The sequence below is a fragment of the Arsenophonus sp. PmNCSU2021_1 genome (genome assembly GCF_036919435.1).
In the GTDB taxonomy this organism is placed as follows: domain Bacteria; phylum Pseudomonadota; class Gammaproteobacteria; order Enterobacterales; family Enterobacteriaceae; genus Arsenophonus; species Arsenophonus nilaparvatae.
The window spans coordinates 88,218-109,107 of sequence record NZ_JAZHPL010000004.1 but is presented as its reverse complement, the minus strand read 5'-3'; the positions used below and the strand labels follow the sequence as shown (position 1 = coordinate 109,107).

Annotated in this window: 25 protein-coding genes and 7 pseudogenes; 7 read left to right on the top strand and 25 right to left on the bottom strand. The window is 41.7% G+C overall.

Annotated elements, in window-relative coordinates; genetic code table 11:
* The 19 genes from V3224_RS04920 to V3224_RS04830 form a co-directional block, all read right to left on the bottom strand.
* Positions 1-255: a hypothetical protein gene (locus V3224_RS04920; protein WP_334468959.1), complete on the bottom strand. Its 255-nt coding sequence runs from the start codon at positions 253-255 to the stop codon at positions 1-3.
* A 17-nt stretch (positions 256-272) separates the two neighbouring features.
* Positions 273-623: an HNH endonuclease gene (locus V3224_RS04915; RefSeq protein WP_334468956.1), complete on the bottom strand. Its 351-nt coding sequence runs from the start codon at positions 621-623 to the stop codon at positions 273-275.
* Positions 604-933: a hypothetical protein gene (locus tag V3224_RS04910; RefSeq protein ID WP_334468954.1), complete on the bottom strand. Its 330-nt coding sequence runs from the start codon at positions 931-933 to the stop codon at positions 604-606. Before V3224_RS04910 ends, V3224_RS04915 begins: the two co-directional genes overlap by 20 nt.
* A gap of 2 nt (positions 934-935) precedes the next feature.
* Positions 936-1,271, bottom strand: a complete 336-nt coding sequence (locus V3224_RS04905; protein WP_334468952.1) for a hypothetical protein — start codon at positions 1,269-1,271, stop codon at positions 936-938.
* Positions 1,258-1,758 carry a lysis protein gene (locus tag V3224_RS04900; RefSeq protein ID WP_334468949.1) on the bottom strand — a complete coding sequence of 167 codons (501 nt, stop codon included), beginning with the start codon at positions 1,756-1,758 and terminating at the stop codon, positions 1,258-1,260. The genes V3224_RS04905 and V3224_RS04900 overlap by 14 nt, the downstream gene beginning before the upstream one ends.
* Positions 1,755-2,444, bottom strand: coding sequence for a Rha family transcriptional regulator (locus tag V3224_RS04895; protein ID WP_334468946.1), 690 nt, complete (start codon positions 2,442-2,444; stop codon positions 1,755-1,757). Before V3224_RS04895 ends, V3224_RS04900 begins: the two co-directional genes overlap by 4 nt.
* Positions 2,445-2,602: 158 nt before the next feature.
* Positions 2,603-2,809, bottom strand: a complete 207-nt coding sequence (locus V3224_RS04890) for a hypothetical protein (protein WP_334468943.1) — start codon at positions 2,807-2,809, stop codon at positions 2,603-2,605.
* 21 nt (positions 2,810-2,830) lie between these two features.
* Positions 2,831-3,355 (bottom strand): phage antirepressor N-terminal domain-containing protein, encoded by a 525-nt coding sequence (locus V3224_RS04885; protein ID WP_334468941.1) that lies wholly within the window; start codon positions 3,353-3,355, stop codon positions 2,831-2,833.
* Positions 3,356-3,520: 165 nt separating this feature from the next.
* Positions 3,521-4,018: a lysozyme gene (locus V3224_RS04880; RefSeq protein ID WP_334468938.1), complete on the bottom strand. Its 498-nt coding sequence runs from the start codon at positions 4,016-4,018 to the stop codon at positions 3,521-3,523.
* A complete protein-coding gene (locus V3224_RS04875; protein ID WP_334468936.1) occupies positions 4,011-4,202 on the bottom strand; it encodes a phage holin family protein in 192 nt (63 codons plus the stop codon). Before V3224_RS04875 ends, V3224_RS04880 begins: the two co-directional genes overlap by 8 nt.
* A gap of 49 nt (positions 4,203-4,251) precedes the next feature.
* A complete protein-coding gene (locus V3224_RS04870; protein ID WP_334468934.1) occupies positions 4,252-4,422 on the bottom strand; it encodes a PerC family transcriptional regulator in 171 nt (56 codons plus the stop codon).
* A gap of 188 nt (positions 4,423-4,610) precedes the next feature.
* Positions 4,611-4,973 (bottom strand): RusA family crossover junction endodeoxyribonuclease, encoded by a 363-nt coding sequence (locus tag V3224_RS04865; RefSeq protein WP_334468933.1) that lies wholly within the window; start codon positions 4,971-4,973, stop codon positions 4,611-4,613.
* A 183-nt stretch (positions 4,974-5,156) separates the two neighbouring features.
* Positions 5,157-5,702 carry a phage N-6-adenine-methyltransferase gene (locus V3224_RS04860; protein WP_334468931.1) on the bottom strand — a complete coding sequence of 182 codons (546 nt, stop codon included), beginning with the start codon at positions 5,700-5,702 and terminating at the stop codon, positions 5,157-5,159.
* 5 nt (positions 5,703-5,707) lie between these two features.
* Positions 5,708-5,941: a hypothetical protein gene (locus V3224_RS04855; protein ID WP_334468929.1), complete on the bottom strand. Its 234-nt coding sequence runs from the start codon at positions 5,939-5,941 to the stop codon at positions 5,708-5,710.
* Between the two features lie 153 nt (positions 5,942-6,094).
* On the bottom strand, positions 6,095-6,799 hold the full coding sequence (locus V3224_RS04850) for a replication protein P (RefSeq protein ID WP_334468926.1): 705 nt from the start codon (positions 6,797-6,799) through the stop codon (positions 6,095-6,097).
* The gene (locus V3224_RS04845; RefSeq protein WP_334468923.1) at positions 6,778-7,782 is read right to left on the bottom strand and encodes a replication protein; all 1,005 of its coding nucleotides are present in this window, start codon (positions 7,780-7,782) and stop codon (positions 6,778-6,780) included. Before V3224_RS04845 ends, V3224_RS04850 begins: the two co-directional genes overlap by 22 nt.
* Positions 7,783-7,837: 55 nt before the next feature.
* The gene (locus V3224_RS04840; protein ID WP_334468921.1) at positions 7,838-8,065 is read right to left on the bottom strand and encodes a hypothetical protein; all 228 of its coding nucleotides are present in this window, start codon (positions 8,063-8,065) and stop codon (positions 7,838-7,840) included.
* 1 nt (position 8,066) lies between these two features.
* The gene (locus tag V3224_RS04835) at positions 8,067-9,140 is read right to left on the bottom strand and encodes an ash family protein (RefSeq protein ID WP_334468918.1); all 1,074 of its coding nucleotides are present in this window, start codon (positions 9,138-9,140) and stop codon (positions 8,067-8,069) included.
* A 295-nt stretch (positions 9,141-9,435) separates the two neighbouring features.
* The gene (locus V3224_RS04830; protein ID WP_334468916.1) at positions 9,436-10,221 is read right to left on the bottom strand and encodes a KilA-N domain-containing protein; all 786 of its coding nucleotides are present in this window, start codon (positions 10,219-10,221) and stop codon (positions 9,436-9,438) included.
* A gap of 116 nt (positions 10,222-10,337) precedes the next feature.
* Here V3224_RS04830 and V3224_RS04825 point away from each other — a divergent pair, with 116 nt between their 5' ends.
* Positions 10,338-10,784: a DUF1640 domain-containing protein gene (locus V3224_RS04825; RefSeq protein WP_334468914.1), complete on the top strand. Its 447-nt coding sequence runs from the start codon at positions 10,338-10,340 to the stop codon at positions 10,782-10,784.
* On the opposite strand, the gene V3224_RS04820 is transcribed toward V3224_RS04825, so the two are convergent.
* The 4 genes from V3224_RS04820 to V3224_RS04805 are packed head-to-tail and all read right to left on the bottom strand — an operon-like array spanning position 10,781 to position 12,693.
* Entirely contained in the window at positions 10,781-11,182 is a 402-nt protein-coding gene (locus V3224_RS04820) for a single-stranded DNA-binding protein (protein WP_334468912.1), read from the bottom strand. The two genes, V3224_RS04825 and V3224_RS04820, sit on opposite strands and share 4 nt — an antisense overlap.
* A complete protein-coding gene (locus tag V3224_RS04815; protein WP_334468911.1) occupies positions 11,179-11,799 on the bottom strand; it encodes an ERF family protein in 621 nt (206 codons plus the stop codon). Before V3224_RS04815 ends, V3224_RS04820 begins: the two co-directional genes overlap by 4 nt.
* On the bottom strand, positions 11,783-12,400 hold the full coding sequence (locus V3224_RS04810) for a YqaJ viral recombinase family protein (protein WP_334468909.1): 618 nt from the start codon (positions 12,398-12,400) through the stop codon (positions 11,783-11,785). The genes V3224_RS04815 and V3224_RS04810 overlap by 17 nt, the downstream gene beginning before the upstream one ends.
* The gene (locus V3224_RS04805) at positions 12,400-12,693 is read right to left on the bottom strand and encodes a hypothetical protein (RefSeq protein ID WP_334468907.1); all 294 of its coding nucleotides are present in this window, start codon (positions 12,691-12,693) and stop codon (positions 12,400-12,402) included. Before V3224_RS04805 ends, V3224_RS04810 begins: the two co-directional genes overlap by 1 nt.
* Before the next feature lie 303 nt (positions 12,694-12,996).
* Between V3224_RS04805 and istA the strand changes: the two are divergent.
* The 4 genes and pseudogenes from istA to V3224_RS04785 form a co-directional block, all read left to right on the top strand.
* Positions 12,997-14,037, top strand: a pseudogene (gene istA / locus V3224_RS04800) (IS21 family transposase).
* Complete coding sequence (gene istB / locus V3224_RS04795; RefSeq protein WP_334468905.1) at positions 14,024-14,785, top strand: IS21-like element helper ATPase IstB; 762 nt, start codon at positions 14,024-14,026, stop codon at positions 14,783-14,785. Before istA ends, istB (V3224_RS04795) begins: the two are co-directional and overlap by 14 nt.
* A 70-nt stretch (positions 14,786-14,855) precedes the next feature.
* A pseudogene (istB, locus tag V3224_RS04790) lies at positions 14,856-15,389 on the top strand (IS21-like element helper ATPase IstB); the annotation flags it as partial.
* A 282-nt stretch (positions 15,390-15,671) separates the two neighbouring features.
* Positions 15,672-15,905, top strand: a pseudogene (locus V3224_RS04785) (DDE-type integrase/transposase/recombinase); the annotation flags it as partial.
* Positions 15,906-15,961: 56 nt separating this feature from the next.
* Here V3224_RS04785 and V3224_RS04780 read toward each other — a convergent pair.
* Positions 15,962-16,111 (bottom strand): annotated as a pseudogene (locus V3224_RS04780) (recombinase family protein); the annotation flags it as partial.
* A gap of 817 nt (positions 16,112-16,928) precedes the next feature.
* Here V3224_RS04780 and V3224_RS04775 point away from each other — a divergent pair.
* Positions 16,929-19,310: pseudogene (locus V3224_RS04775) on the top strand (penicillin acylase family protein).
* A 143-nt stretch (positions 19,311-19,453) separates the two neighbouring features.
* Positions 19,454-20,625 (top strand): annotated as a pseudogene (locus V3224_RS29750) (IS701 family transposase).
* 92 nt (positions 20,626-20,717) lie between these two features.
* Here the strand turns inward: V3224_RS29750 and V3224_RS04760 are convergent.
* Positions 20,718-20,871: pseudogene (locus V3224_RS04760) on the bottom strand (RNA-guided endonuclease InsQ/TnpB family protein); the annotation flags it as partial.
* Positions 20,872-20,890 lie beyond the last annotated feature (19 nt).

Genomic DNA, 20,890 nt, shown 5'->3' with positions numbered 1-20,890 from the left:
TCAACACGTCGCAAGCTTCCAGCAGATGCCATAAAACATTTGAACCTGAAATGACTGGATATGGGGCTGGCTCATTTGCCGGACGTATTTCACGCATTCAAAGCGCGATGCACGGCCTGTAAGAGCTTCCATATCATCTATTTTACAGAATTTTCCCCATCCTAGACTTCTGCTAAGTAATACCCAGAAGTCTTCATTTTGTTCCGCTTGAACGATGAATCCATTGTGATGAAAATAAGCACTAAAAATTTTCATACAATCTCCGCTAAATTTTAATGAGTGCCTTCACTGGCTGTTTTAGCGCGGTGACAAACATGACAAATTGCTTGCAAATTGGTGTCGTCATCTGTGCCGCCAAACGCCTTTGCTCGAATATGGTCAACGGCTTTGGCTTCGGTAGCTATCCCTTTTCGCAAGCATGGTTGACAGAAGTACTTATCTCGCTTCAATATTCTGACTCTGATAATTTCCCACTGTCTGCCATAGCCTTGTTGTTGACGCGTTCTACAGCGTTGGTGCTGAACCCACCCTTCGTTTTTATGCTGCTCACAGTAGCCATATTGTGCTGTAGTGGTATTGGGGCAGCCATGCTTACGGCATGGTCTAGGAATTCGGTTTGGCATGTTGATTTTTCTGGTTAAAGAATGCTTTTAATTCTTTTTGGAGATCGTTGAGACATTCAGGATTAATTTTAACAGCCTGAAATTTTCTTGATTGAACCTTGTCATTTTCGCTATATTTTTCTATAGGAAAAGTCTTCACATATTTTATTCTTGAAGTAGGTATAAAAAATTCTATTCGATGAGCCGTTGTAAAGTTCAAGAAATCATTATTTATTACTGGTTCACATATTGATATATACTCCTCTTGAGTATCGCTTTCATAAAAAGAAACCTGTATTGCATAAGACCCAATTGACCTAATTCTTGCCATAATTATTCATTCTCCAAGAGGGGTTTCTCTTTCTGGTCATATAATATCGTGATAGTTTCATAGCCTGCCAATTCAGCCCATTTATTATATTCTACTGCTGAACGATAAATATCAGCATAAATATATTTGGTGTCAGTGGCGAGTTTTTCAACGTAATCAATAATTATTTCATGTATGCTTATCTCAGGTTTGTCACCGCAAAAATAGGATGGAGCAATGCCCAATTCGTGTATACGAGATAGTCTGTTATCAAGAGCTTCAATCCGTGATTTAATTTTTTCTTTTAGAAATACACAGCGCCCTATTGCTTCATAATATGATTTATTATTTTCTTTCATTTAATTTATTCCTTTTTAAATCTTTTGATATTGCAGCTAAACAGACTTGCTGCACATAATCCTGCAAGCCGTTTATCTGCTCTTCCGCAATTTCGATTCGCCGTCTGAGGGTGAAATAATTTCGTTGAGCGGTGTAGTCAAGTCTGGCGCGGGCTGCATCATCCAGGCTGGAGGAGGTGGCATTGGCGGACACATTGGAACAGGTTGCTTTGACGCGCAACCGGCGACGATTAGCAGCCACATCGTGCTCAAGCTGGGCAATAAGGTTCTTGTCATATTCAAGTTCTTTGGTGTGTTGTGTATCCAATGCTGAGATGGTCTGCATTTGATGGCTTAACTGCTCAAATGCAACCTGTTGTTTTTCCCTATCAGATACAGCAATCTTTCGTGCTTTTTCAGTATCGTCATACAGCGTACGGTAATACAGGGCAGTACCCAGCATTGAGGCGAGTAGTACAGCGATAATAGGGAATTGCCAACGCATCATGCTGCCAACCTATGTTGCTCTTCAATCAATGGTTGGCGATGATTTTTGTCGAATATCCCCATTAACGTAGATTTACGCTGCTCAAAGTCCCACCCCATAGCAATGAATACCGTGTTGGCACGTTGCAATTCGGTAATGCAATGGATCTGCTCTGGTGTTAGATAGTCACGAATGGACTCTTTCTTGCCTATTTCATGGTGGACACGAAATTTTGCAGATGTCATACCAAGTGCAATACGGTTTATTAAATCAGCCTCGTTACTGAAATGGTGTGGCGCGATGGTTTTCCCTTGTACTTCGCGTTCGTGTTTGATGGCATCGGTCATTGGACGGTACTCAATCCGGGCGGTATTGCGATCCATCTTCTTGCCCGCCAATGCCTTGCGCATACGGAAGAACTCGGAAACCAGCTTCTTCTTGAATACACGAACAGCATCATTGTTGCGCATGTAGGTAATTAAGAGTGTAGTTTGCTGCTCGTTGAGAAATGCAACACGAAGAGGCTTGCCACCGCCTTGGCTTCTCTCAACCATACGGATTTCAAATCCGAGTGGCCCAAACTCTTCCAGATCAGCTTTGTTACGGTCAACAAGCTTGATAATGGTGTCATGATCTTTCTCAACACCCTCAGCAATCGCCATAGTATTCGCTACAAGATCAAATTTCTTTATTTCCACTAATTGCATTGCTTATTTCCTTTTAGTGATAGAGCCTCGTGCCCAGAAATAGCCAGCCCATGAGTAGGAGCGATGATTGCCACCGGCTATCCTCAAGGCTCTATCCCAAAAGGCTCATGGTTGATATGCACCGGGCATGGTGCGTAGAATGGTTTTGAACTGCTTGATTATTTCTTAATTTGAGGCTGATACTTTCCAGCCCAGACTTTGGCCGCATGTAAACAATCTGAAAAGATCTTGCCCTTTGCGCTGGCTGCATTACGGCGATAATGTTCCACTGCGATATCTGCACTGATTCTGGCTACTGATTGCTCGTAACCTTGCTTAACAAGTTCAGTTACCACATGATTTTCAATGAATTCTATGTTGTTCATAATGACCGCTACTGTGCTTTCTTAAAAAGTTAACAACAATTGAGCTTCTTCAATTAAACCCTTAACCTTCTTCGTGTGTGCTGCCTTAATATTTTTCCATTCACTCAATCCGGTACCGAATAAGCTAGCAATCGCCTTATCAGTTTTTAATTCAGCACATGCTGTATTAAGTTCCTGCATGATGCTGCGTTTACGAGGATTGACAACTTGCCCTTTAGTCCAGTACTCATAAAGTACGTCATCACACTCCTCTTGGTACTGAACGACTTTGTCGCGAATTTCGGGCTTGACCTTGTTGGGGCTGATAGTCTGAAGCCAGCCGTTTAATTTGCGCAATGCCAAGCAGGCCATATCTTGAGGTCCGCCATCTGAAGGTATGGTCAACATGACCATACCTTTTGCAAAGCGTTGATTAAGCTTGCGAAACTGGCTCTTCCAGTCCATACCCATTCCTTCAACGATAGGTTTCATCGGGGTATAGGGTTCGCCGTTATGGTTGACGACATACAGAGCATTTCCATAAAACGGAACGGTGATTGTTTGCATAGTGCTTATCCTTACTTAGGTAATGAACCTTTGGCGCATAGGAAGTCAGCCCGTCGAAGGCAGCACTAGCCAGCTGCTTCCTCAAAGGCTCATTCCTAAACAAGGCTCAACGTGTGATTAGTGCATGCGCCGCACCGATGGAAAAAAACCAGACGATGCCAAGACTTATTGACGTGGATCGCTTAGTGCACTTGGATTTAAACAAAGTTCCCGCTCTAACTTCCTGCGGTTAATCAGCCCGTTTGATACCTTTCCTTCATCGTATTTCCATCGGTGCATATGGTCACAAGCGCCTTGAATATCTCCGGCGTTCAACTTTTTAAGTAGCGTTGAATGGGCAAATGCGCCACTGCCGATGTTGTAAACAAATGAAGTCAAAGCGGCTTTCTGCAAATCGGTAAGCGGAACAGTGACATAACGTTCAACGGTAGAACGTGCTATCTGCAAATCCTGCTTCATCAACTCGTTGCATTCTTGTTCGCTATAGATTTCTCCCTGTGTAACTTCCTTGCCCGTATGACCGTGACAGACAGTGAGCACGCCGCCACCATCACGATAGGGCTTATAGCGCTTACCTTCGTGCCACTGCACCAAGACGGCGGCAAGTGCTAATACGCCGCCTGCCGCTGCAACCACAAGGCGTTTTTTGAGTTGGCTATTCATTAAGATTTCTCGTTCGATAACGATATTCCTTGTGCCGGTAATACCAGTTCAGCCCAACGGTCAGCACTGAACAGATAATACCCGTAATCAGTGCCCATTCACTGAGTGATAACGCACCGCATAGAAACGTCGTCGCGCTGGCACCATAGGCAGTGCCCGTTGTGTATTTTTCAATGTTATTCATGATTTTTTTGCTTGTAGGTGTAAGTATTTAAGAGGAGCGGGAAGTGTTTTTAATACTCTGGGTGTTCAGAACATCGCTTAATGGCATTAATGCAGATATTCTGCTTTTCTATCGAAGAAGTTGCAGACATCGCCTGTTGCCAAACATTGGTGGCACGGCGGTATAGTCCTTTGCTTTCCAGCTTTTCGGCGACTTCCTTGAATGTTGTATATTCTGTCATATCATTCTCTTCATGACACGAGTTTCGCACAGGCATATAAAATTCTAGAAATGGCTTAAAAGTAATGATTAATCTGCAAGTTACTAAAACACATAAATTTTCTTAAATTACAATAAGTTGTCTTTAATTTATAAGGTTTTATCTATTTATATATTATGCTGAATTAAACTTAAAAATAGCGCGTTTTTTTATTGGTGCGAAACTCGTGCATGATACTCGTCAATCATAACGACACACTTGCCGCCTTTCACACCGCTGTTGTTATCCATCTTCTCAACGGTCATCACGCGAACCTGGCTATCATCGTGCCAAATATCCGCCCCAGTTAAAGAATCGAGTACGCCTTTGGAGTAATTGTCCACATCACGCTTTCTCTTGTTGGGTAGATAGAGTTGCATCAATACAGAGACCTCACCTTCAAATTTTTGGCAGCCAGATTTCTGGCGCATCTCGTTGACAATTTTTGCGGTTGTTGCTTTAAATGCTTTAGCTTTATCACTTAAGTAGGGGCGTTTTGAATTATGTCGCCAATAAGTACACGAGTTTCGCACCAATAAAAAAACGCTCTATTTTTAAGTTTAATTCAGCATAATATGTAAATAGATAAAACCTTATAAATTAAATATAACTTATTGTAAATTAAGTAAATTTATGCATTTCAGTAACTTGCAGATTAATCATTACTTTTAAGCCATTTCTAGAATTTTATAGGCCTGTGCGAAACTCGTGAAGTATTAACGCTGGGCGGGAATGGGAGTTCGATTATCACGATTCACACCTTTTTTTAATAGTTCTTTTCTTTGGACATACGTCATTCTGCATCCAAATATTCGCCCCGGTCGCCAGATAAACAACACACTGCCCTTGCTGTTGCCCGCCTTTCCTTCTTTCCCTGTTTCAGCGGAGATGAATGATAATCGCCCCTCAGTGATAAATCTTGCTTCATGAGAAGTTTTTATTGCTTCCTGAAACCATGCTGTAGAAGTATCGGAAGGGAGTAACATCACTATCGTTTGATTCTGCCTTCGATATTGTTCAGCGGCTTTCTTAACCCAAGGCATAATCTTGCTGTAGGGTGGATTGCAGAAAATGGCCCCTTCGCTGTTCCAGTCGCAGCTCAGTGCGTCTTGCTGTTCAGTTAAAAACACTTTGCATAGCGCGTTGCTTTTATCGGCGGCGGCGTCTAGTTTGAAATTAAATTCAGCATCAAGGGCTCGAAATACTTCAATAGGCGTACGCCACCGATCTTTGAATGGTTTCGGTGTATGACTGATTAGCATAATTTCTAAACCACAGTAGAATTTTTGTATAATGGAGAGTTCCAGACTTTGTTAATCATGCAGCGTGGGGTGGGGTGATTATTACCGCTTTCTACCAGTTTAACGGCGACATCCCATAATTCAGGATCGCTGTTAAGTGTTTTCTCAACATGATAGCCCTTCTCCGTGTATTGCTTAACCAGCCTGTTGGCTTGTTTTGTACTAATGGCTTCATGTCGAAACCAGCTTTTTTTGAGCATATTATTTAACTACTCTTGAAAATTTAACAAATCCCACCCTTACGCCACTGTGAGCGCTTTTATCGATGAGGTGGTAAGGTTTAGTATTGTAGAGAGTAAAAACGCCGCTACGGGCGTTTTAGCATGGTTAAAATTGATTTCTGATACCATCCATCAAACCGATTTTTTCAATTGTTGGGAATGACTTCTTCCAAAACCGAACTTTGCCTTGATGGCGCTGATTCTTTCCAGTGCGACAGATTGGCTCGTTGGATTCATGCAAGTCTTTTGCGGTAGTGACAATGGTGGCTTAGGTATCACATAGCCGTTACGCAATTTTTTAGTTAAGCAATCAATCAACAGCCTTGCTCTGTCTTCAACCTGCCTTGAGTTTAATGATTCAGCAATCATCGCCCGATAGAGTTCATGAACCAGCCAGTAATTGGCATTCGAGCCATAGTCAAATTCATGAATATCATCGTGCCCTCGTTGGGGGCAGTATGCTTGTAACTTTTCGCTCAGCTGTTGAGGCGTGGGTAGTCCGTATTCCTCGGCCAAACCTTGCTGACACCAATCGATAAATTGCCCAACAGACGGTAAAAACGGCGATTTTTGTTGTCTGGCAATCCGCAAACCCGCGTTGATGTGACGGTCAGAGTTGATGTTATTTTCAGCGAATGCGGTGATCCATTGTTGCTTGAATATTTCGATTTCTGCTGATGTTTTTAGCACTGAAATACTGGCCGGAAAAATTACTTTAAGACTTTCAAAAAATCGGTTAAACAGTTTGATGAACTGTGGATTAATCGGGTTTTCAGTCGGTTGAGCAAACGACGGCTGACGGCTAATTTTAGCGGTTAGTGTTGAAACGCATTGCATAAAACACCCTCCAGTCCATTTGCCCAACTCGTATCGTTCCAGGCGGCCTCAAGCTCATCACGACGACTGTTTGAAGATCTTTTGTTTTCCAGCCAGGCAGCGTTGAAACCTTGCCAGTTTCGTAACATGCATTCAGCCAGTACGTTATCGGTGGAATATCCTAGCGCGTTGGCTTCGTTGACTGCGGTTGCCAATCGGTTCAGGGCGGTTTGTGTCAGTGGCGCTTTTTTGTTTTTTCGGTGTTGAAGATAATCACCCCAAACGGATTCGCTGGGTAGCTGCTCAAAACTTGACAAATCCAGTTCGGATTTTTTCGTTAAGGGGACTATAGGGGATATATAGTTATTTATTATTTTATTTTCTTTTGTAGTTTGTCTTTTGTGTTTACCTGATTCGGGTAAACTCTTTCTTACCTGATTCGGGTAAATTACCGGATTCGGGTAAGTATTTTTCTTACCTAATTCGGGTAAACTTTTTTTACCTGATTGAGGTAAATTTACCTCATTTGGGTAAGGTTCTATGTTGTTACCTGATTCGGGTAAGTGACTATCCCCGAATTGGGATGATTTCATCTGACGTGTGTTGTCGTCTTTTTTGTTATCGAATTCGGGCGAGACCTCATTATCTGCGTTGGTTTTACCTTGCCACTCCTGTATACATTGATTGATTCCGACAAACCGTCCTGATGAGATAAGGATTTTTCTTTTAAGTAATGCACTTTTAGCGGCTGAGCATTTATGTGGCAATAGCCCAGTCAATTCCGATAACTGCCAATTACTCACCCAATCTATTTTTTTGTTGTACCCATAAGTTTTTCTAAGAACAGCCATCACTATTAAAAGTTGATGCTGTGTTAAACCTGCTGTTAATATTGCTTCAAGGATATTATTTGAAATTCGGGTGTAGCCTTCTTCTAATTCAAACACATTAATTTTATTTTCTTCTTTCTGAGCTTCAAAATCAGCATAAGTAACGTTAGTCATAACGACAATCCTTTAATTTATTTTAAGAAAAATAGATAGTTAGATAAGTTGTCGTTCAACTGTACTTATCAATTTCGTGCAAAATACAATCCATATCCGCGCAGAGATAGTCGAGTATTTCAGGGAGCCAGGGATTCGGTTTGCTGTAACATTCATCGGCATCAAAGTACTTGTAAATGTTAGCGGCGACTTCTCTTGCTCTAATTAACCTGCTATGACTTTCGTGACTAATTTCCAGCTTTATGTTTTCCTGACGGGCAGGGGAGATATCAACAATTTTCATGTTAATTTACCCCCATACCAGTACGTACAGGTTGACGACCAGCCCAGATAAGGCGGCTGTCTTTGAATAGGGCGGTGAAGGTACGGAAGTCCCTATGCGTGAATGACACCTTGCCATAGGGACGATTTGAATCTAAACGGATAATCCAGTAAGTATCAGTAAATTTAGGGTGAGTCTGACTAGGGATAGTCGCCATTGATGCGATCTCCTTGTACTTATTCAGGAAATCACCGCTAGAGCTGCGAAACTCATAATTGGCGGTGACGTTATCAGGGTTCGCAGTACTGGCGTACAAGGAGACCAGCCAATCCGAAGATTGCCCTAACAACGCCACCATTGAATGTTGCAGGGCATTGTCTACGACATAAAAAAAGACGCTATCTTCGGCGTCTATTGTCGCCTTGTACCAATCCAGGCTGCGAAACCTATCACTAGGATTTACTAGTGCATGATTACTATAGGCGAAGTTTGCCAAGATAGGCAAGGTATTTTTAATAAAATCAACACAATTATCGGCAGAGGTTCGACGATCTTGACGTGTAAACGATACTTTACCGTAAGGGGTACTGGAGTATTCTGGGATAACCCAGTAAATATCAGTGAATTTAGGGTGAGTCTGACTAGGGATAGTCGCCATTGATGCGATCTCCATGCATTTATTTAGGAAATCACCGCTAGAGGTTCCAATCTCTTTATGGGCGGTGACGTTATCAGGGTTGGAACTACTGGAATGCATGGTCTCCAGCCAATCCGAAGATTGCCCTGACAACGCCACCATTGAATGTTGCGAGGCATTGTCTGCGACATAAAAAAAGACGCTATCTTCGGCGTCTATTGTCGCCATGCATTCACTCAGGGTTCCAAACCTGTCACTAGGATTTACTAGTGCATGATTACTATAGGCGAAGTCCCCCAAAACTGGCAAGGGATTTTTAATAGAATCAATAGAATTATCGGCAGAGGTACGGCGATCTTGACGTGTAAGTGACACTTTGCCGTAAGGGGTAGTGGAGTATTCTGGAATGATCCAGTAAGTGTCAATAAACTCAGGGCGAGTTGGGGTGGTAGCAACCATAGTGGCGGCCTCCTTCGTGGGTTCTTTCAAATCTCACCAACCTGAGTTCAAGCAGGGTGGCGAGACGTAACGGGATTGAACTACCGGCCACGAAGAACCCGGCGAGCCTTTCGGCTCCCCCGCTACGTCCCACCATAATTTAGGGGCGCAACGTTGGTTTAACGGACACAAAAAAACCGCTTATAGCGGCTAACGTCCGCTTCATGAATCGGGAGTTCAAACCCGGCACCCGTTTTGTTAAGGTGCTGAGTACAATATAGCTCATGTTTTGCTCTTTCGTCAATGCGTAATGGGGTTATGCTGCAATTCCGTTCATCATGACGCTTAGGAGCTTGGGAAACAGGTTCTCGTAGAAGTGTGGCTGTGTCTGGCGCGGGTTATTCGGATCGGTCAGATTCTTACCGAACTGCAAACCTTTCTCCGTTAGCGACCAGAACAGTTTTTCTTTATCAGGATGCTTGCTGCTAGGGCGCGATTTACGTTCAGCGAGTCCGAGCAATTGCAGCCGCCGATAGCCAGATTGTGGCGTGTAGGGCTTGCCGTGTAAAAGTAAAAGCTCAGTGAGCGAATGTGTAACCTCACTTGATCCGGTGACATTGCCCTCTGGTGCGTCTACCGTGTAGGCTGGTAGAATATCTGGCATGCCGAGCGACGATTGGAGTTTTTTCATTGCTCCCAACATGGCGGAAGGTGCTATTCGTAGCTCTTGCTTGTAGAAAGCCAGCATTGCCAATCCAGCCTGTACTTTATCGGTTAGCGGTTGTATAGGTGTAGAAATCACTTCATCAAAAGTACGAATAACTTTGAGATGAAAAGCTGCACTAATCCACATTGCATAAGCGTAAACAAGTTCTTTGGCAACGTATGTTCCTTGCTCTGTACCTCCTCTAATAACCGATGGGGGAATTCCACCATCGCTTACGAATTGAACAACTAATTCCTGAGTCTTATCATTGGAGAGCCAATATTTAGGTCTGTCTTTTTCCAATTCGTCAGCGGCTTTATGCAAATCATTCAAACAGTAACGCCCAAAAGCATCCTGACGAACAACGGTATTTTCAATTACAATTAATTTAGTCATAATAATTTCTTCATTGTTAAATGAATTTGGTTGACATGCATCGATAGGTAACTTGTAAAATTTTGCTTGTTGACCCTAAAAGGGTTTAAACTAAAGAAAAAACAGGAGATTCCCTAATGGGCCAAGTTGCATTTGATACTCAAGAATTCGTCGAGACACTTGAAAACGCAGGGTTGCCAAAAGATCAGGCAAGAGCGATATCCCTTGTTGTGCGTAAATCACATGAAGTAGCAGACCTTGCTACCAAGGCAGACATCAAGGATGTCAAGCGTGACCTTGATGACGTGCGTAAAGATATTGATGCTAGATTTGATAAAACTGATACCAAAATAGCCGATGTCCGCAAGGATATGGAATATCGCTTTGAAAAAGTTGAGACTCAGATTGCTGATGTTCGCAAGGACATGACTAACCGCTTCGAGCAAATAGACAAACGCCTTGACTACTCTCAAAAACGGTTTGACCGCTTAGAGATTAAATTCGATCGTCTACAATGGTTTATACTAGCTGGTATCCTAGGTTTACTATTTAAAGATGTGCTCCCCAAGCTATGGGGTGGTTAAAAGGGGATCTCATCGTCATAAAATGGATCTGACTTTACATTTCTAGCTTGGCTTGCTGACGGTTGATTTTGTTTAGGTTTATTTTCCTGCTTACTTGAGAAATCAATCTCGTTAACCAGAACAACAGCGGTTGTTTTTTCTGTACCATCTTTGCCCGTCCAACTTTCGAGCAAAAATTGCCCGATAACGGTAACTTTGGTTCCTCGTGTCAGATAATTTGGCAACTTTTCAGCTTTGGTACCAAACATTCGACACTGCACCCAAGAGGTTTTCTCATGCTCGCCGTATCCTTGCTTGACCGGTAAAGAAAATGTGGCAATCAACTTGCCGCTTGTGGTGCTGCGTGTTGTACAGTCACCGCCAAGATTGCCGGAAAATATCACGGTGTTTATGCTCATTGTGTTGGTTCCAGTTCTGATTTACGCAGGTCATAAACTTGTTTTGCTTTCTTCTGATGTTCACCAGACAAATTTTTAAAGGCATATCTGAACGACGTTTTCAGATCCTCATAAGAATTAGCTTGCATCGCTCCATCAGTGAATTTTTTCAAAATTTCGTCTGAACTTACGTTAATGGGTATACTCTGTTTTTGTTGTGAATATTCGTTCGTATCCGCATCTTTAGAGTCATCAATAGCAAACAGTCCGTTTAACGCGTACTTTCTGGCGTATGAGATAGTTGCACCTGTTAATTGCGACTCATCGAACCCTTTTTTTTGTTCCGGCTCACGAGCAGAAGATGTTGCCGAAACCTTAAATTGTCCATCTGTTAATGTTGCTGTTGACTTGACATAATGACGATTACCAATATAGGTGATTTCATCATCTATTTTAATGTCCAATTGACACTTTAAGAGCAGCGGTTTAACGGCTTCAAGAATGCCTTCACAAGTTCTGTATTTGTACTTTGCAAAGCTGTTCCATTCGCTTTTTGGCGCATTCAAATCTCGCTGTATTTCTCTAATTTTTGCATGAAAGGCTTTCTCTAAATCAATCACATTATTGGATGATGACATCGATAGTATCCTCTATTAAATTGAGAAAATCCTTTCGTCTCAGGCGAAGTTGATTTATCTCGTCTTGACAGTCTTTTCTCGCTAGACGATAAAAAATTAGCTGTTTTTCTTTTGGGAAATCAGCGCAATAGCTGACAAAATCAACCCAGTCACGCTCTGTACAATCGAGGTGGCCTATGAGTTGCCACTTGTACGCTGGATCAAAAGTTTTTCGCTTTAGCGTTTCATAATGCACGGGTGCTATGACTGATTTGATTTCTATAGCGCCGTCATTGCCTACTAATCCATCAGGGCTATCGCCGTAGTCTCCCCAATCGAAAAATCCACCACCAGTGACAAGAACTTCTTTCTTTTGCTCGTATAGCATTCTAGCTATCGGTTCTTGTTCATGCCCACGCTGCATGTGCCCATTATTGAAGCTGAATTCGGACTTTTTGCCCTTGATAATCTCAAGGGCAATTTGGAGTGCATATCGCTTTGCCGGTTCTCCAAAAGTTTTTCCCTGGTTAGCCATAAAACAGCCAAATTGAGAAGCAGTCACTTTTCCAGTTCTCAGTTCATTCCACGCTGCGGTATTTTGTTCTACGTCATACCACTGCATTAAACTGGCACCTCATAATAGGAATCTTGACACTTCTTCGCGTAAAGAATTTTGGCGAGTTGTTGACCTAAGTCATAGAGTGCATTATTGAAACCAGGGGTAGTTTGGATTGCGAGAAGAGACTCATCATAATTATCTTCGTAAATAAAGATTTGCTTTGATAAGACGTGAGCAAGATACCCGTCACTTAACGATTCATAAATGCGTTCGCCTTCTTTATCGCAGACCTCGAGTTGCTCTTGTGTGAAGTTTTTGATTATTCGTAAAATGTTGTTCTCGGTTGCCAGATCCATTACGTCTCCTGCTGCGAGGATAACGGTTCTTCACCGTATAAAGATAAGTTTTTGTTAGACAGCGATTGTTGATACTGTCTGTGGGGTGTCTGTCTAATTGATTTTTAAATGCAACAAGCAGGTTCACAACGTCATTTTCTTGTGTATGATGTTCGCCCCATACACGATTAATGATTTCTTCGGTTGAGCGTGTTTTTATTAGATGTAATCGCAATTGTCAGCGATCATGCAAAACTGATCCACTAACGATCATCTAAAACTGATCCACTTGGTATTATTCGTACATTTTTGTACGGGTAATTTATGTTAACCAAGGAGATATTTGTGGATATTCATGTTCGCGTTGCACAAGGACAAAGCCTTCGAAAAATTGCCCGTGAATTGGGCATTTCCCGTAACACCGTAAAACATCATTTACAATAGCAGGGAATGCCAACTTATGCTAAAAGAAGTCAACAACCGAGTAAACTGGCACCCTTTAAACCTTATTTGCTTCAGCGAATTGAATTGGCTAAACCTGATTGGATCCCTGCAACAGTCTTATTTGATGAGGTAGTTGAAAGAGGTTATCAAGGCGGTATTGCTCAATTACGCCGATTTGTTTGTCAATTTAAACCAAGCATCGTTCCCGAAGCTGTCGTCCGTTTTGAAACACAGCCAGGTCAACAAATGCAAATCGACTTCACCACCATCCGGCGAGGAAAACAACCCCTAAAAGCGTTTGTTGCAACGCTCGGCTACTCGCGTGCGAGTTATGTAAAATTCTTTGATAATGAGCGAGCAGAATCCTGGCAACAAGGTTTAAAAGACGCTTTCGACTATTTTGGTGGTGTACCACAGGAAGTATGGTGTGATAACGCAAAAGCTCTCATCATCGAACGGGATGCTTATGCAGAAGGTGAACATAAATTAAATGTCGAAATGCTTCAGATGTCGAAAGATTACGGATTTAAATTGAGTGCTTGTAAGCCCTACAGGGCAAAAACAAAAGGTAAAGTAGAGCGCTTTAACCACTACTTAAAAAACAGCTTTATCGTACCATTAAATACCGACCTTCGTGCTCATAATCTTGAACTGGACATGGAGATAGCCAATGCAAAAGTGGGGCCCTGGTTACAACGAGTCGCTCATCAGCGGATTCATGGAACAACGTTAGAGAAGCCAGCAGATAGATTAGCTAAGGAAATTAAGTATCTTCTTCCTTTGCCAACAAGGATTTGCCAATCTATCCCGCAGACTAATGCGCTTAATATCCGTATCGTACCGCCGCTTGAATCTGTCAATTTGCAACACTCAATCAGCGTATATGAAGCATTGCTGGGAGGTGAACATGTTATTGCATGAACAAATTGAACACCTGTGTGAGTCATTGAAATTAAATTCTGTTCCGACTCATTGGTCATCACTTGCCCAACAGTGCATTGCCCAAGACAAAAGCTACGGAGAGTTTTTATTGTCCCTATTAAAATGTGAGCAACAACAACGAGATGAACGAACTCGCCATCTCTTTAGTCGGATGGCAGGATTCCCAACGCACAAAGAACTTAGTTCGTTCGATTTTAAGTTTGCAACGGGTGTTCCTAAGCAACAAATACAAGAATTAAGTGCATTAACTTTTATTGAACGTAATGAAAATGTCGTGTTGCTTGGCCCAAGCGGTGTAGGCAAAACGCATTTAGCTATTGGATTAGGATTAAAAGCAATACAGGCCAGGAAGAAAACTCGCTTTACAACAGCGGCTGAACTGATGTTGCAACTCTCAACTGCTAAACGACAAAATAAGCTCAAACAATATCTATCACGTTCGGTAATGGCCCCGAAGTTGTTGATCATAGATGAGATTGGATACCTGCCATTTGGGCGAGAGGAAGCAAACCTATTTTTCAATGTGATTGCCAAGCGTTATGAGCATGGCAGTGTCATATTGACGAGTAACTTATCATTTGGACAATGGCCTGGTGCTTTTGCTGATGACGCAACATTAACCGCCGCTATGCTTGATCGTTTACTTCATCATTCGCATGTACTGCAATTGAGCGGTGAAAGCTATCGATTGAAAGATAAGCGGCGATCAGGAGCAATAACCGAGTAAAACAGTGGATCAATTTTGATTGATCGTATTTAGCTAAAAAGTGGATCAGTTTTCGGTGATCGTTGACACCCGTAACCAAATACAGGAACTGGCTGGACTGGCTTTTATTGAGCGCCAGGAGAATATCGTGTTGCTAGGTCCGTCTGGTGTCGGTAAGACCCACCTTGCTACTGCCATCAGCTATAGGGCTGCGATGCAGGGATTAAGCATCCGTTTTCTAACTGCGGCGGACATGATGTTGCAGCTGCTTACCTCTCATCGACAAGGTGACCTTAAAGGATATCTTACCCGAGTTATCAGTAAACCTAGACTATTGATTATCGATGAAGTTGGCTATTTACCTTTTGGCAAGGAAGAAGCAAACCTGTTCTTCCAGGTGGTGGCAAAGCGATATGAAGCGGGTAGTGTGCTCTTAACTAGTAATCTGTCTTTTGCTCAGTGGTCAAGTACATTTGGTGACGATGAGACGCTAACAGCGGCTATGCTGGATAGATTGCTGCACCATGCACATATTGTACAGATTAGTGGACAAAGTTATCGGTTAAAAGACAAGCTAAAAAGCGGTCAGCTACATAAAAAATTGAAACCGGAACTTAGCGAGTAAATTAAAGGGGGTGGATCAGTTTTACTTTAGCAAAGTGGATCAGAATTCAGTTGGCATTGACAGCTCAAACGTGAAGGTCAATATCCCACGAGTTTCGCACAGGCATATAAAATTCTAGAAATGGCTTAAAAGCAATGATCAATCTGCAAGTTACTAAAATACATGAATTTTCTTAAATTACAATAAGTTGTATTTGATTTATAAGGTTTTATCTATTTATATATTATGCTGAATTAAACTTAAAAATAGAGCGTTTTTTTATTGGTTGCGAAACTCGTGTATCCGTCTGACGTTGAGCATTGACAGATTAAGTACCGAAATAACATTTTCGAATGCGAGCATGGCAGATTGAAACGGATAATCAGCGCCACACTGGGGTTTAAATCGATGAAGACCACTTATGCCACGATAAAAGGGATTGCAGTAATGCTGGCGCTGCGTAAAGGTCAGGCTAAGTCGTTTTACTTCAGCTATCCCTTAGGTGAGATGCACCCGGTGAACAGGATTTTTGAAATGTTAAAACTTTCACCAACAAATAAGGCTACCACGTCACGATATTTGCAACAGTGCCACAGATTGAGTCCGTCCCGATTAGTATGACTACCTGAGACTTTATCAGTAAAAATTCGATTTGCTCTTACACCGGCTTCTTTAAGCGCTTTAATTTGAATATCGAGCGATTGTTGACTGGTTGACACTCTGGCATACCCAAAAAGCCGCATTCAATGTCTCCTTAATCTATTTAAAGACGATAAATGTCTTTTATTATTATAAAACGATTTAATAAACATTTAAGAATAAATATTTTTACCTGTCTAAAAATTTATAATACTTTAAACAAATAAATAATCTAAAAAAATAATATGGAAAACTTGAATTGTTTTTTGATTTTGCATTACGTTTTTATCGTTTGCTTGTATAACAGCTTCAAATTCTAATCAGATACAGAGCATTAACTATTAAAAGAGCTTATATATAAAGACCTTTAGAGAAATTACTATAATTAATGGTAGCCTTATTAGCATAAACAAACCTTGATTCTTTATCTTTTATAACCCCAAATTATTACCATGTTTCATATATGAAAGCATCAGAATGTTTAAGCGAATATCAATATCTTTATTAATCGAGAGTTTCATTCTTTTCCCTCCAGGATATATACCTCCTCTATCACAAAAAATTTTGTTTCATTTAATTTAGTTCGAACAATCTTCACGCAAATAAAACAAAATCAGGTTATTCATTTGTCAAAAGTAAAAGATAGCTAAACTCAATATCAGATATTTTACTACTGATGACTGTGTTAGTTTCTTCTCTTTTTTGCCATGATATCAAACTTATTCGATACATTTTCGCACATATGGTTAATGCCCTGTAATTTAGTAAAAATTCAAAATGTAATTTTTGATAAGCAATATAGAGGCAGATAAACAAACTGAAAATATATATACCGGAAAGATAAATTACCTTAATCAACAACAGGAAATACTGAAAGGACAAGCTGTTATTTAGGGGTACGAATAAGGACTTGGTCCGGGAATGTATTTTGAACACATGATTAAAGAACTCATCAGTACCGAAATTCTGAGTGGTCTTATCTCAGGAGCTGAATTCCTTTCTGATAATAAATCAGATATGCCCGCCTGGCTACAGGCACTATGTAAGCCTAGTTTACCCCATCTGGATGGTATGCTGAAACAACCACTGCTAAACGGTAAGGTCACTATCACCCGGGATGCAGAGCTCGGTATACCAGGTATTAACGGTAAAACCCGCGAAGATGTCAGCTACGCTCTAGGTTTTATTCACGCACAGGATCGATTTCCACAAATGGATTTAATGCGTCGTCTGGCCGCAGGTGAACTGGCTGAATTGTTAGGGGTTCTTGCGCTAAAAACGGACCAGCAAAACCGGCTATGGCAATTTCGTACAAAAGCACGCGACACTCTGACCACACTCCCTGCCTCAGAAAAGAAAATTCTCACTCAATATAGTCGGGGAGTTAACGCCGGGCTAGCTTCATTAGCGGGCCGCCATTTTGAATATATTGCATTACTGACAACTCCCGCTGACTGGAGGGATGAAGATACCTTACTCGTTTTGTATGCGTTGTCATCCGCGCTTCAGCAAAATCAGGCTCCGCGTCTTTATGCGCGTGGCTGGTTTGCCAGACACATCCAGACAGAACAACTGGCGTTTCTTATGCCAGATACGAGCGAATGGGATACCCCATTAACCGGTACTCCACCTGCACCACCTGTCGCGCCAGACGCCACACCACCTGTATGGTGGGGACAAAGCAGTGACCGCGCTCCCTTATTACCTTCGGAGCATACATATGTCGGGAGCAATGGCTGGGTTGTCGATAGTCAGCATAGCGAAAGCGGACATGCTATGCTGGCCAATGATATGCATCTTGAGCTTATGTTGCCTAATTACTGGTACCGGGCAAAAATAACATATTGTACCGACAAAGGTGAAAATATCACCCTTGCTGGACTAACTCTTCCGGGATTACCGGCGACTGTTGTGGGAAGTAATGGCAGTATTGCCTGGGGGCTCACAAATGCTTATGCCAGTACTTTTGATTTTATACGAACCAAGGAACCAATAACACACTGGCCAGTTCATCAAGAAATGATAAAAGTAAGAAAATTGTTGGGAGGATATGACACTGTTGAACTAAATATCCCTGTCAGTCCCTGGGGGCCTGTGGTGTCGACCCAGGAAGGAAATTTGGCCATGCGTTGGGTTCTCCAGTTACCACAAGCCATTTCACTGGTTTTCTTATCTTTAAACGAGGCTAACAATGTTCGTGAGGCGATCAATATTGCCAAGGCATCAGGCATGCCAGCTGTTAACATGATGCTGGCAGATAAAGAAGGACACATAGGCTGGACTCTGGCAGGAGGATTACCACAGCGATTGGATCCGTATGAAAATTATACTTATCCACTAGATGAAAATTCTGCATGGGGAGCATCTGTACTCGCCGCTGAAAAACACCCGGATATTGTTGATCCGCCTGATGGTATTCTCTGGTCAGCCAATAACAGACAGTGTTTCGACAATAAATACCTTTATATTGGCGATGGTGGCGCAGATATTGGGGTTCGCTCCTGGGAAATAAAACGCTGGCTTAAACAGGCTGACAAAATCTCTGCCGATGTTATGAGAGCGATTCAACTAGATGATAGAGCGCCTCTTATACAAAAATGGAAAAAGGTATTATTACCGTTACTAAATGAACAAAGAATAGGTCATGAACTTCGTAAGGAGGCTGCGGGTTTTATTACTGAATGGCAGGATTCTGCTTGCATTGATTCTGTCGGATACCTGCTATTATAAGCATGGCGTGACATGATTTATAGTGGCATATTCAGTAAGGTTGATAAAATACTAACCGCGCAATGTCCTCAAGCCAGCTATATGAAAGCCAATACCCGTTGGGATGAAACGGTGATAACCTTAATCAAGGCTGAAAAATGGATCCCTTCTCCATACAATTGTTGGGCTGATTTTCTTGTTAATCAACTGGATACCGTACTGACTTCACTGACCAGTGGAGGAAAAAAACTTACTGAGGCAACCTGGGGACAGAGCAACAAGGCTGATATTGTTCATCCGTTTGTACATGTGTTCAGTTTTTTACGCCCCTGGTTTGCGGCACCATCGGATCCATTATCAGGTGATCATAATGTGCCCCATGTTAATCGTCCTGGCTTTGGTGCATCCAGTCGGCTGGTTGTTGCTCCGGCAAAAGAGCATCAAGGTACGCTAACAATGACTGGCGGGCAAAGTGGTAATCCGATAAGTCCATGGTTCCTTGCCGGACATGATCACTGGGTAAAAGGGGAGCCACTTCCTTTGCAACCAGGAAAAACGGCCCACACGCTCGTTTTGGAACCTGGGAAGAGCTAATATTTGAGGAATCAATACTGAATATTCTATTGCAAACAATCCTGCGTCTAGTGGGTGTTAAAACAGAATGTTACCACGAGTTTCGCAATCTCCAAAAAAGAAGTATAAATTTAAAAACAAGAAAAAATCAGGGTGTTCATATTTTGTCGGGTTATCCATGTATTAAAGATATCTATAAAACATTCTTACAAGTAAGCAGTTTAAGATACTCTGGTTTAGCGTTATCAGAAGTAAGCCCATCGCCTTTATCTCATGACACTGTTAGCCGATGGCTAAAAAGTAGATGTTTTAGACCTAAAGACCTATGGCGATTAGTTGAACCTTCTATAGACAAAAAAAGCCCTTGCGTACTAATTGCCGATGATACATTGATTACCAAAACACGTACACGAGTTTCGCACCAATAAAAAAACGCTCTATTTTTAAGTTTAATTCAGCATAATATGTAAATAGATAAAACCTTATAAATTAAATATAACTTATTGTAAATTAAGTAAATTTATGCATTTCAGTAACTTGCAGATTAATCATTACTTTTAAGCCATTTCTAGAATTTTATAGGCCTGTGCGAAACTCGTGACGTAGTAAAAAAATAGAGATGGTCCATTATCAATATTCAGGTAATGAACATGAGGTTATTGCTGGCATAGGTTTAGTTAATTTGCTTTGACATGATCTGACGAAGGTTGAATCAATTCCTATCAATTATCGTATTTATGATAAAGATTCTGATGGAAAAACAAAAAACACGCACTTTTCCGAAATGCTCACTCTTGCTAAAAAAAGAGGGATCATGCCAGAAGCCGTAGTGATGGATGCTTGGTATTCTAGCCTGGATAACCTGAAATCAATTCGCTCTCATGGTTGGGTCTGGGTAACCAGGCTGAGGAAAAATAGGATTGTTAACCATAACAAACAACTGAACAAGTTAGACATCTCAGAAGAAGGAACGTCAATACATTTGCGAGGATATGGTTGGGTAACCGTTTTCAAATTTACAGCCAAAAACGGCCGTATTGATTACATAGTAACAAACAAAGAGAATCCCACCCGTCAATACGTCAAATCTATCATGGATGCCCGTTGGTCTGTTGAAGTTTATCATCGAGAAGTTAAACAAAACTGTGGTATTGAACGCTGTCAGGCTCGCACGAGCCGAGCGCAAAGAAATCATATTTTTCTCGCTATTTCTGCGTGGTTTGAACAACATAAACGTCGTATATCTGAAAAAATAACCCTTTATCAACAAAATTGGGACGTAATCAAAAGTGCTATTACTGAGCAAATCCGTGTTTTATTAGCGTACCCAAATTAGTTTTGTGCGAAACTCGTGGTTACTTCATTTAACTAAGAAACAATATTGATTAAAATCCTCCCCGCCCTGAAGGGCGAGGATCCCTACTAGGTTCAGACTGAAGTCTGGATCATTTCAGTGGGTTCCTGCTTCAACGGGCGGTCTAATTGCACCATCCCTCTACAGGTAAGCACGGCTTGTCCTGTCGCTAAAATATACGGCACTGTTGATATCTGCGCTCGCCTTATATCCGCATACCTGGCACTTATGTGCGGGTACTCCAATA

Bases quoted from the DNA above. Each gene is read 5' to 3' on its own strand.
- V3224_RS04855 (WP_334468929.1), bottom strand. From the start codon at position 5,941: ATGCTCAAAAAAAGCTGGTTTCGACATGAAGCCATTAGTACAAAACAA.
- V3224_RS04875 (WP_334468936.1), bottom strand. From the start codon at position 4,202: ATGAATAACATTGAAAAATACACAACGGGCACTGCCTATGGTGCCAGC.
- V3224_RS04895 (WP_334468946.1), bottom strand. From the start codon at position 2,444: ATGCAATTAGTGGAAATAAAGAAATTTGATCTTGTAGCGAATACTATG.
- V3224_RS04820 (WP_334468912.1), bottom strand. From the start codon at position 11,182: ATGAGCATAAACACCGTGATATTTTCCGGCAATCTTGGCGGTGACTGT.
- V3224_RS04830 (WP_334468916.1), bottom strand. From the start codon at position 10,221: ATGACTAAATTAATTGTAATTGAAAATACCGTTGTTCGTCAGGATGCT.
- V3224_RS04845 (WP_334468923.1), bottom strand. From the start codon at position 7,782: ATGACTAACGTTACTTATGCTGATTTTGAAGCTCAGAAAGAAGAAAAT.
- V3224_RS04900 (WP_334468949.1), bottom strand. From the start codon at position 1,758: ATGATGCGTTGGCAATTCCCTATTATCGCTGTACTACTCGCCTCAATG.
- V3224_RS04880 (WP_334468938.1), bottom strand. From the start codon at position 4,018: ATGAATAGCCAACTCAAAAAACGCCTTGTGGTTGCAGCGGCAGGCGGC.
- V3224_RS04805 (WP_334468907.1), bottom strand. From the start codon at position 12,693: ATGGATCTGGCAACCGAGAACAACATTTTACGAATAATCAAAAACTTC.
- V3224_RS04910 (WP_334468954.1), bottom strand. From the start codon at position 933: ATGGCAAGAATTAGGTCAATTGGGTCTTATGCAATACAGGTTTCTTTT.
- V3224_RS04890 (WP_334468943.1), bottom strand. From the start codon at position 2,809: ATGAACAACATAGAATTCATTGAAAATCATGTGGTAACTGAACTTGTT.
- V3224_RS04815 (WP_334468911.1), bottom strand. From the start codon at position 11,799: ATGTCATCATCCAATAATGTGATTGATTTAGAGAAAGCCTTTCATGCA.
- V3224_RS04810 (WP_334468909.1), bottom strand. From the start codon at position 12,400: ATGCAGTGGTATGACGTAGAACAAAATACCGCAGCGTGGAATGAACTG.
- V3224_RS04825 (WP_334468914.1), top strand. From the start codon at position 10,338: ATGGGCCAAGTTGCATTTGATACTCAAGAATTCGTCGAGACACTTGAA.
- V3224_RS04885 (WP_334468941.1), bottom strand. From the start codon at position 3,355: ATGCAAACAATCACCGTTCCGTTTTATGGAAATGCTCTGTATGTCGTC.
- V3224_RS04835 (WP_334468918.1), bottom strand. From the start codon at position 9,140: ATGGTTGCTACCACCCCAACTCGCCCTGAGTTTATTGACACTTACTGG.
- istB (WP_334468905.1), top strand. From the start codon at position 14,024: ATGTTATTGCATGAACAAATTGAACACCTGTGTGAGTCATTGAAATTA.
- V3224_RS04860 (WP_334468931.1), bottom strand. From the start codon at position 5,702: ATGCTAATCAGTCATACACCGAAACCATTCAAAGATCGGTGGCGTACG.
- V3224_RS04920 (WP_334468959.1), bottom strand. From the start codon at position 255: ATGAAAATTTTTAGTGCTTATTTTCATCACAATGGATTCATCGTTCAA.
- V3224_RS04850 (WP_334468926.1), bottom strand. From the start codon at position 6,799: ATGCAATGCGTTTCAACACTAACCGCTAAAATTAGCCGTCAGCCGTCG.
- V3224_RS04905 (WP_334468952.1), bottom strand. From the start codon at position 1,271: ATGAAAGAAAATAATAAATCATATTATGAAGCAATAGGGCGCTGTGTA.
- V3224_RS04840 (WP_334468921.1), bottom strand. From the start codon at position 8,065: ATGAAAATTGTTGATATCTCCCCTGCCCGTCAGGAAAACATAAAGCTG.
- V3224_RS04915 (WP_334468956.1), bottom strand. From the start codon at position 623: ATGCCAAACCGAATTCCTAGACCATGCCGTAAGCATGGCTGCCCCAAT.
- V3224_RS04870 (WP_334468934.1), bottom strand. From the start codon at position 4,422: ATGACAGAATATACAACATTCAAGGAAGTCGCCGAAAAGCTGGAAAGC.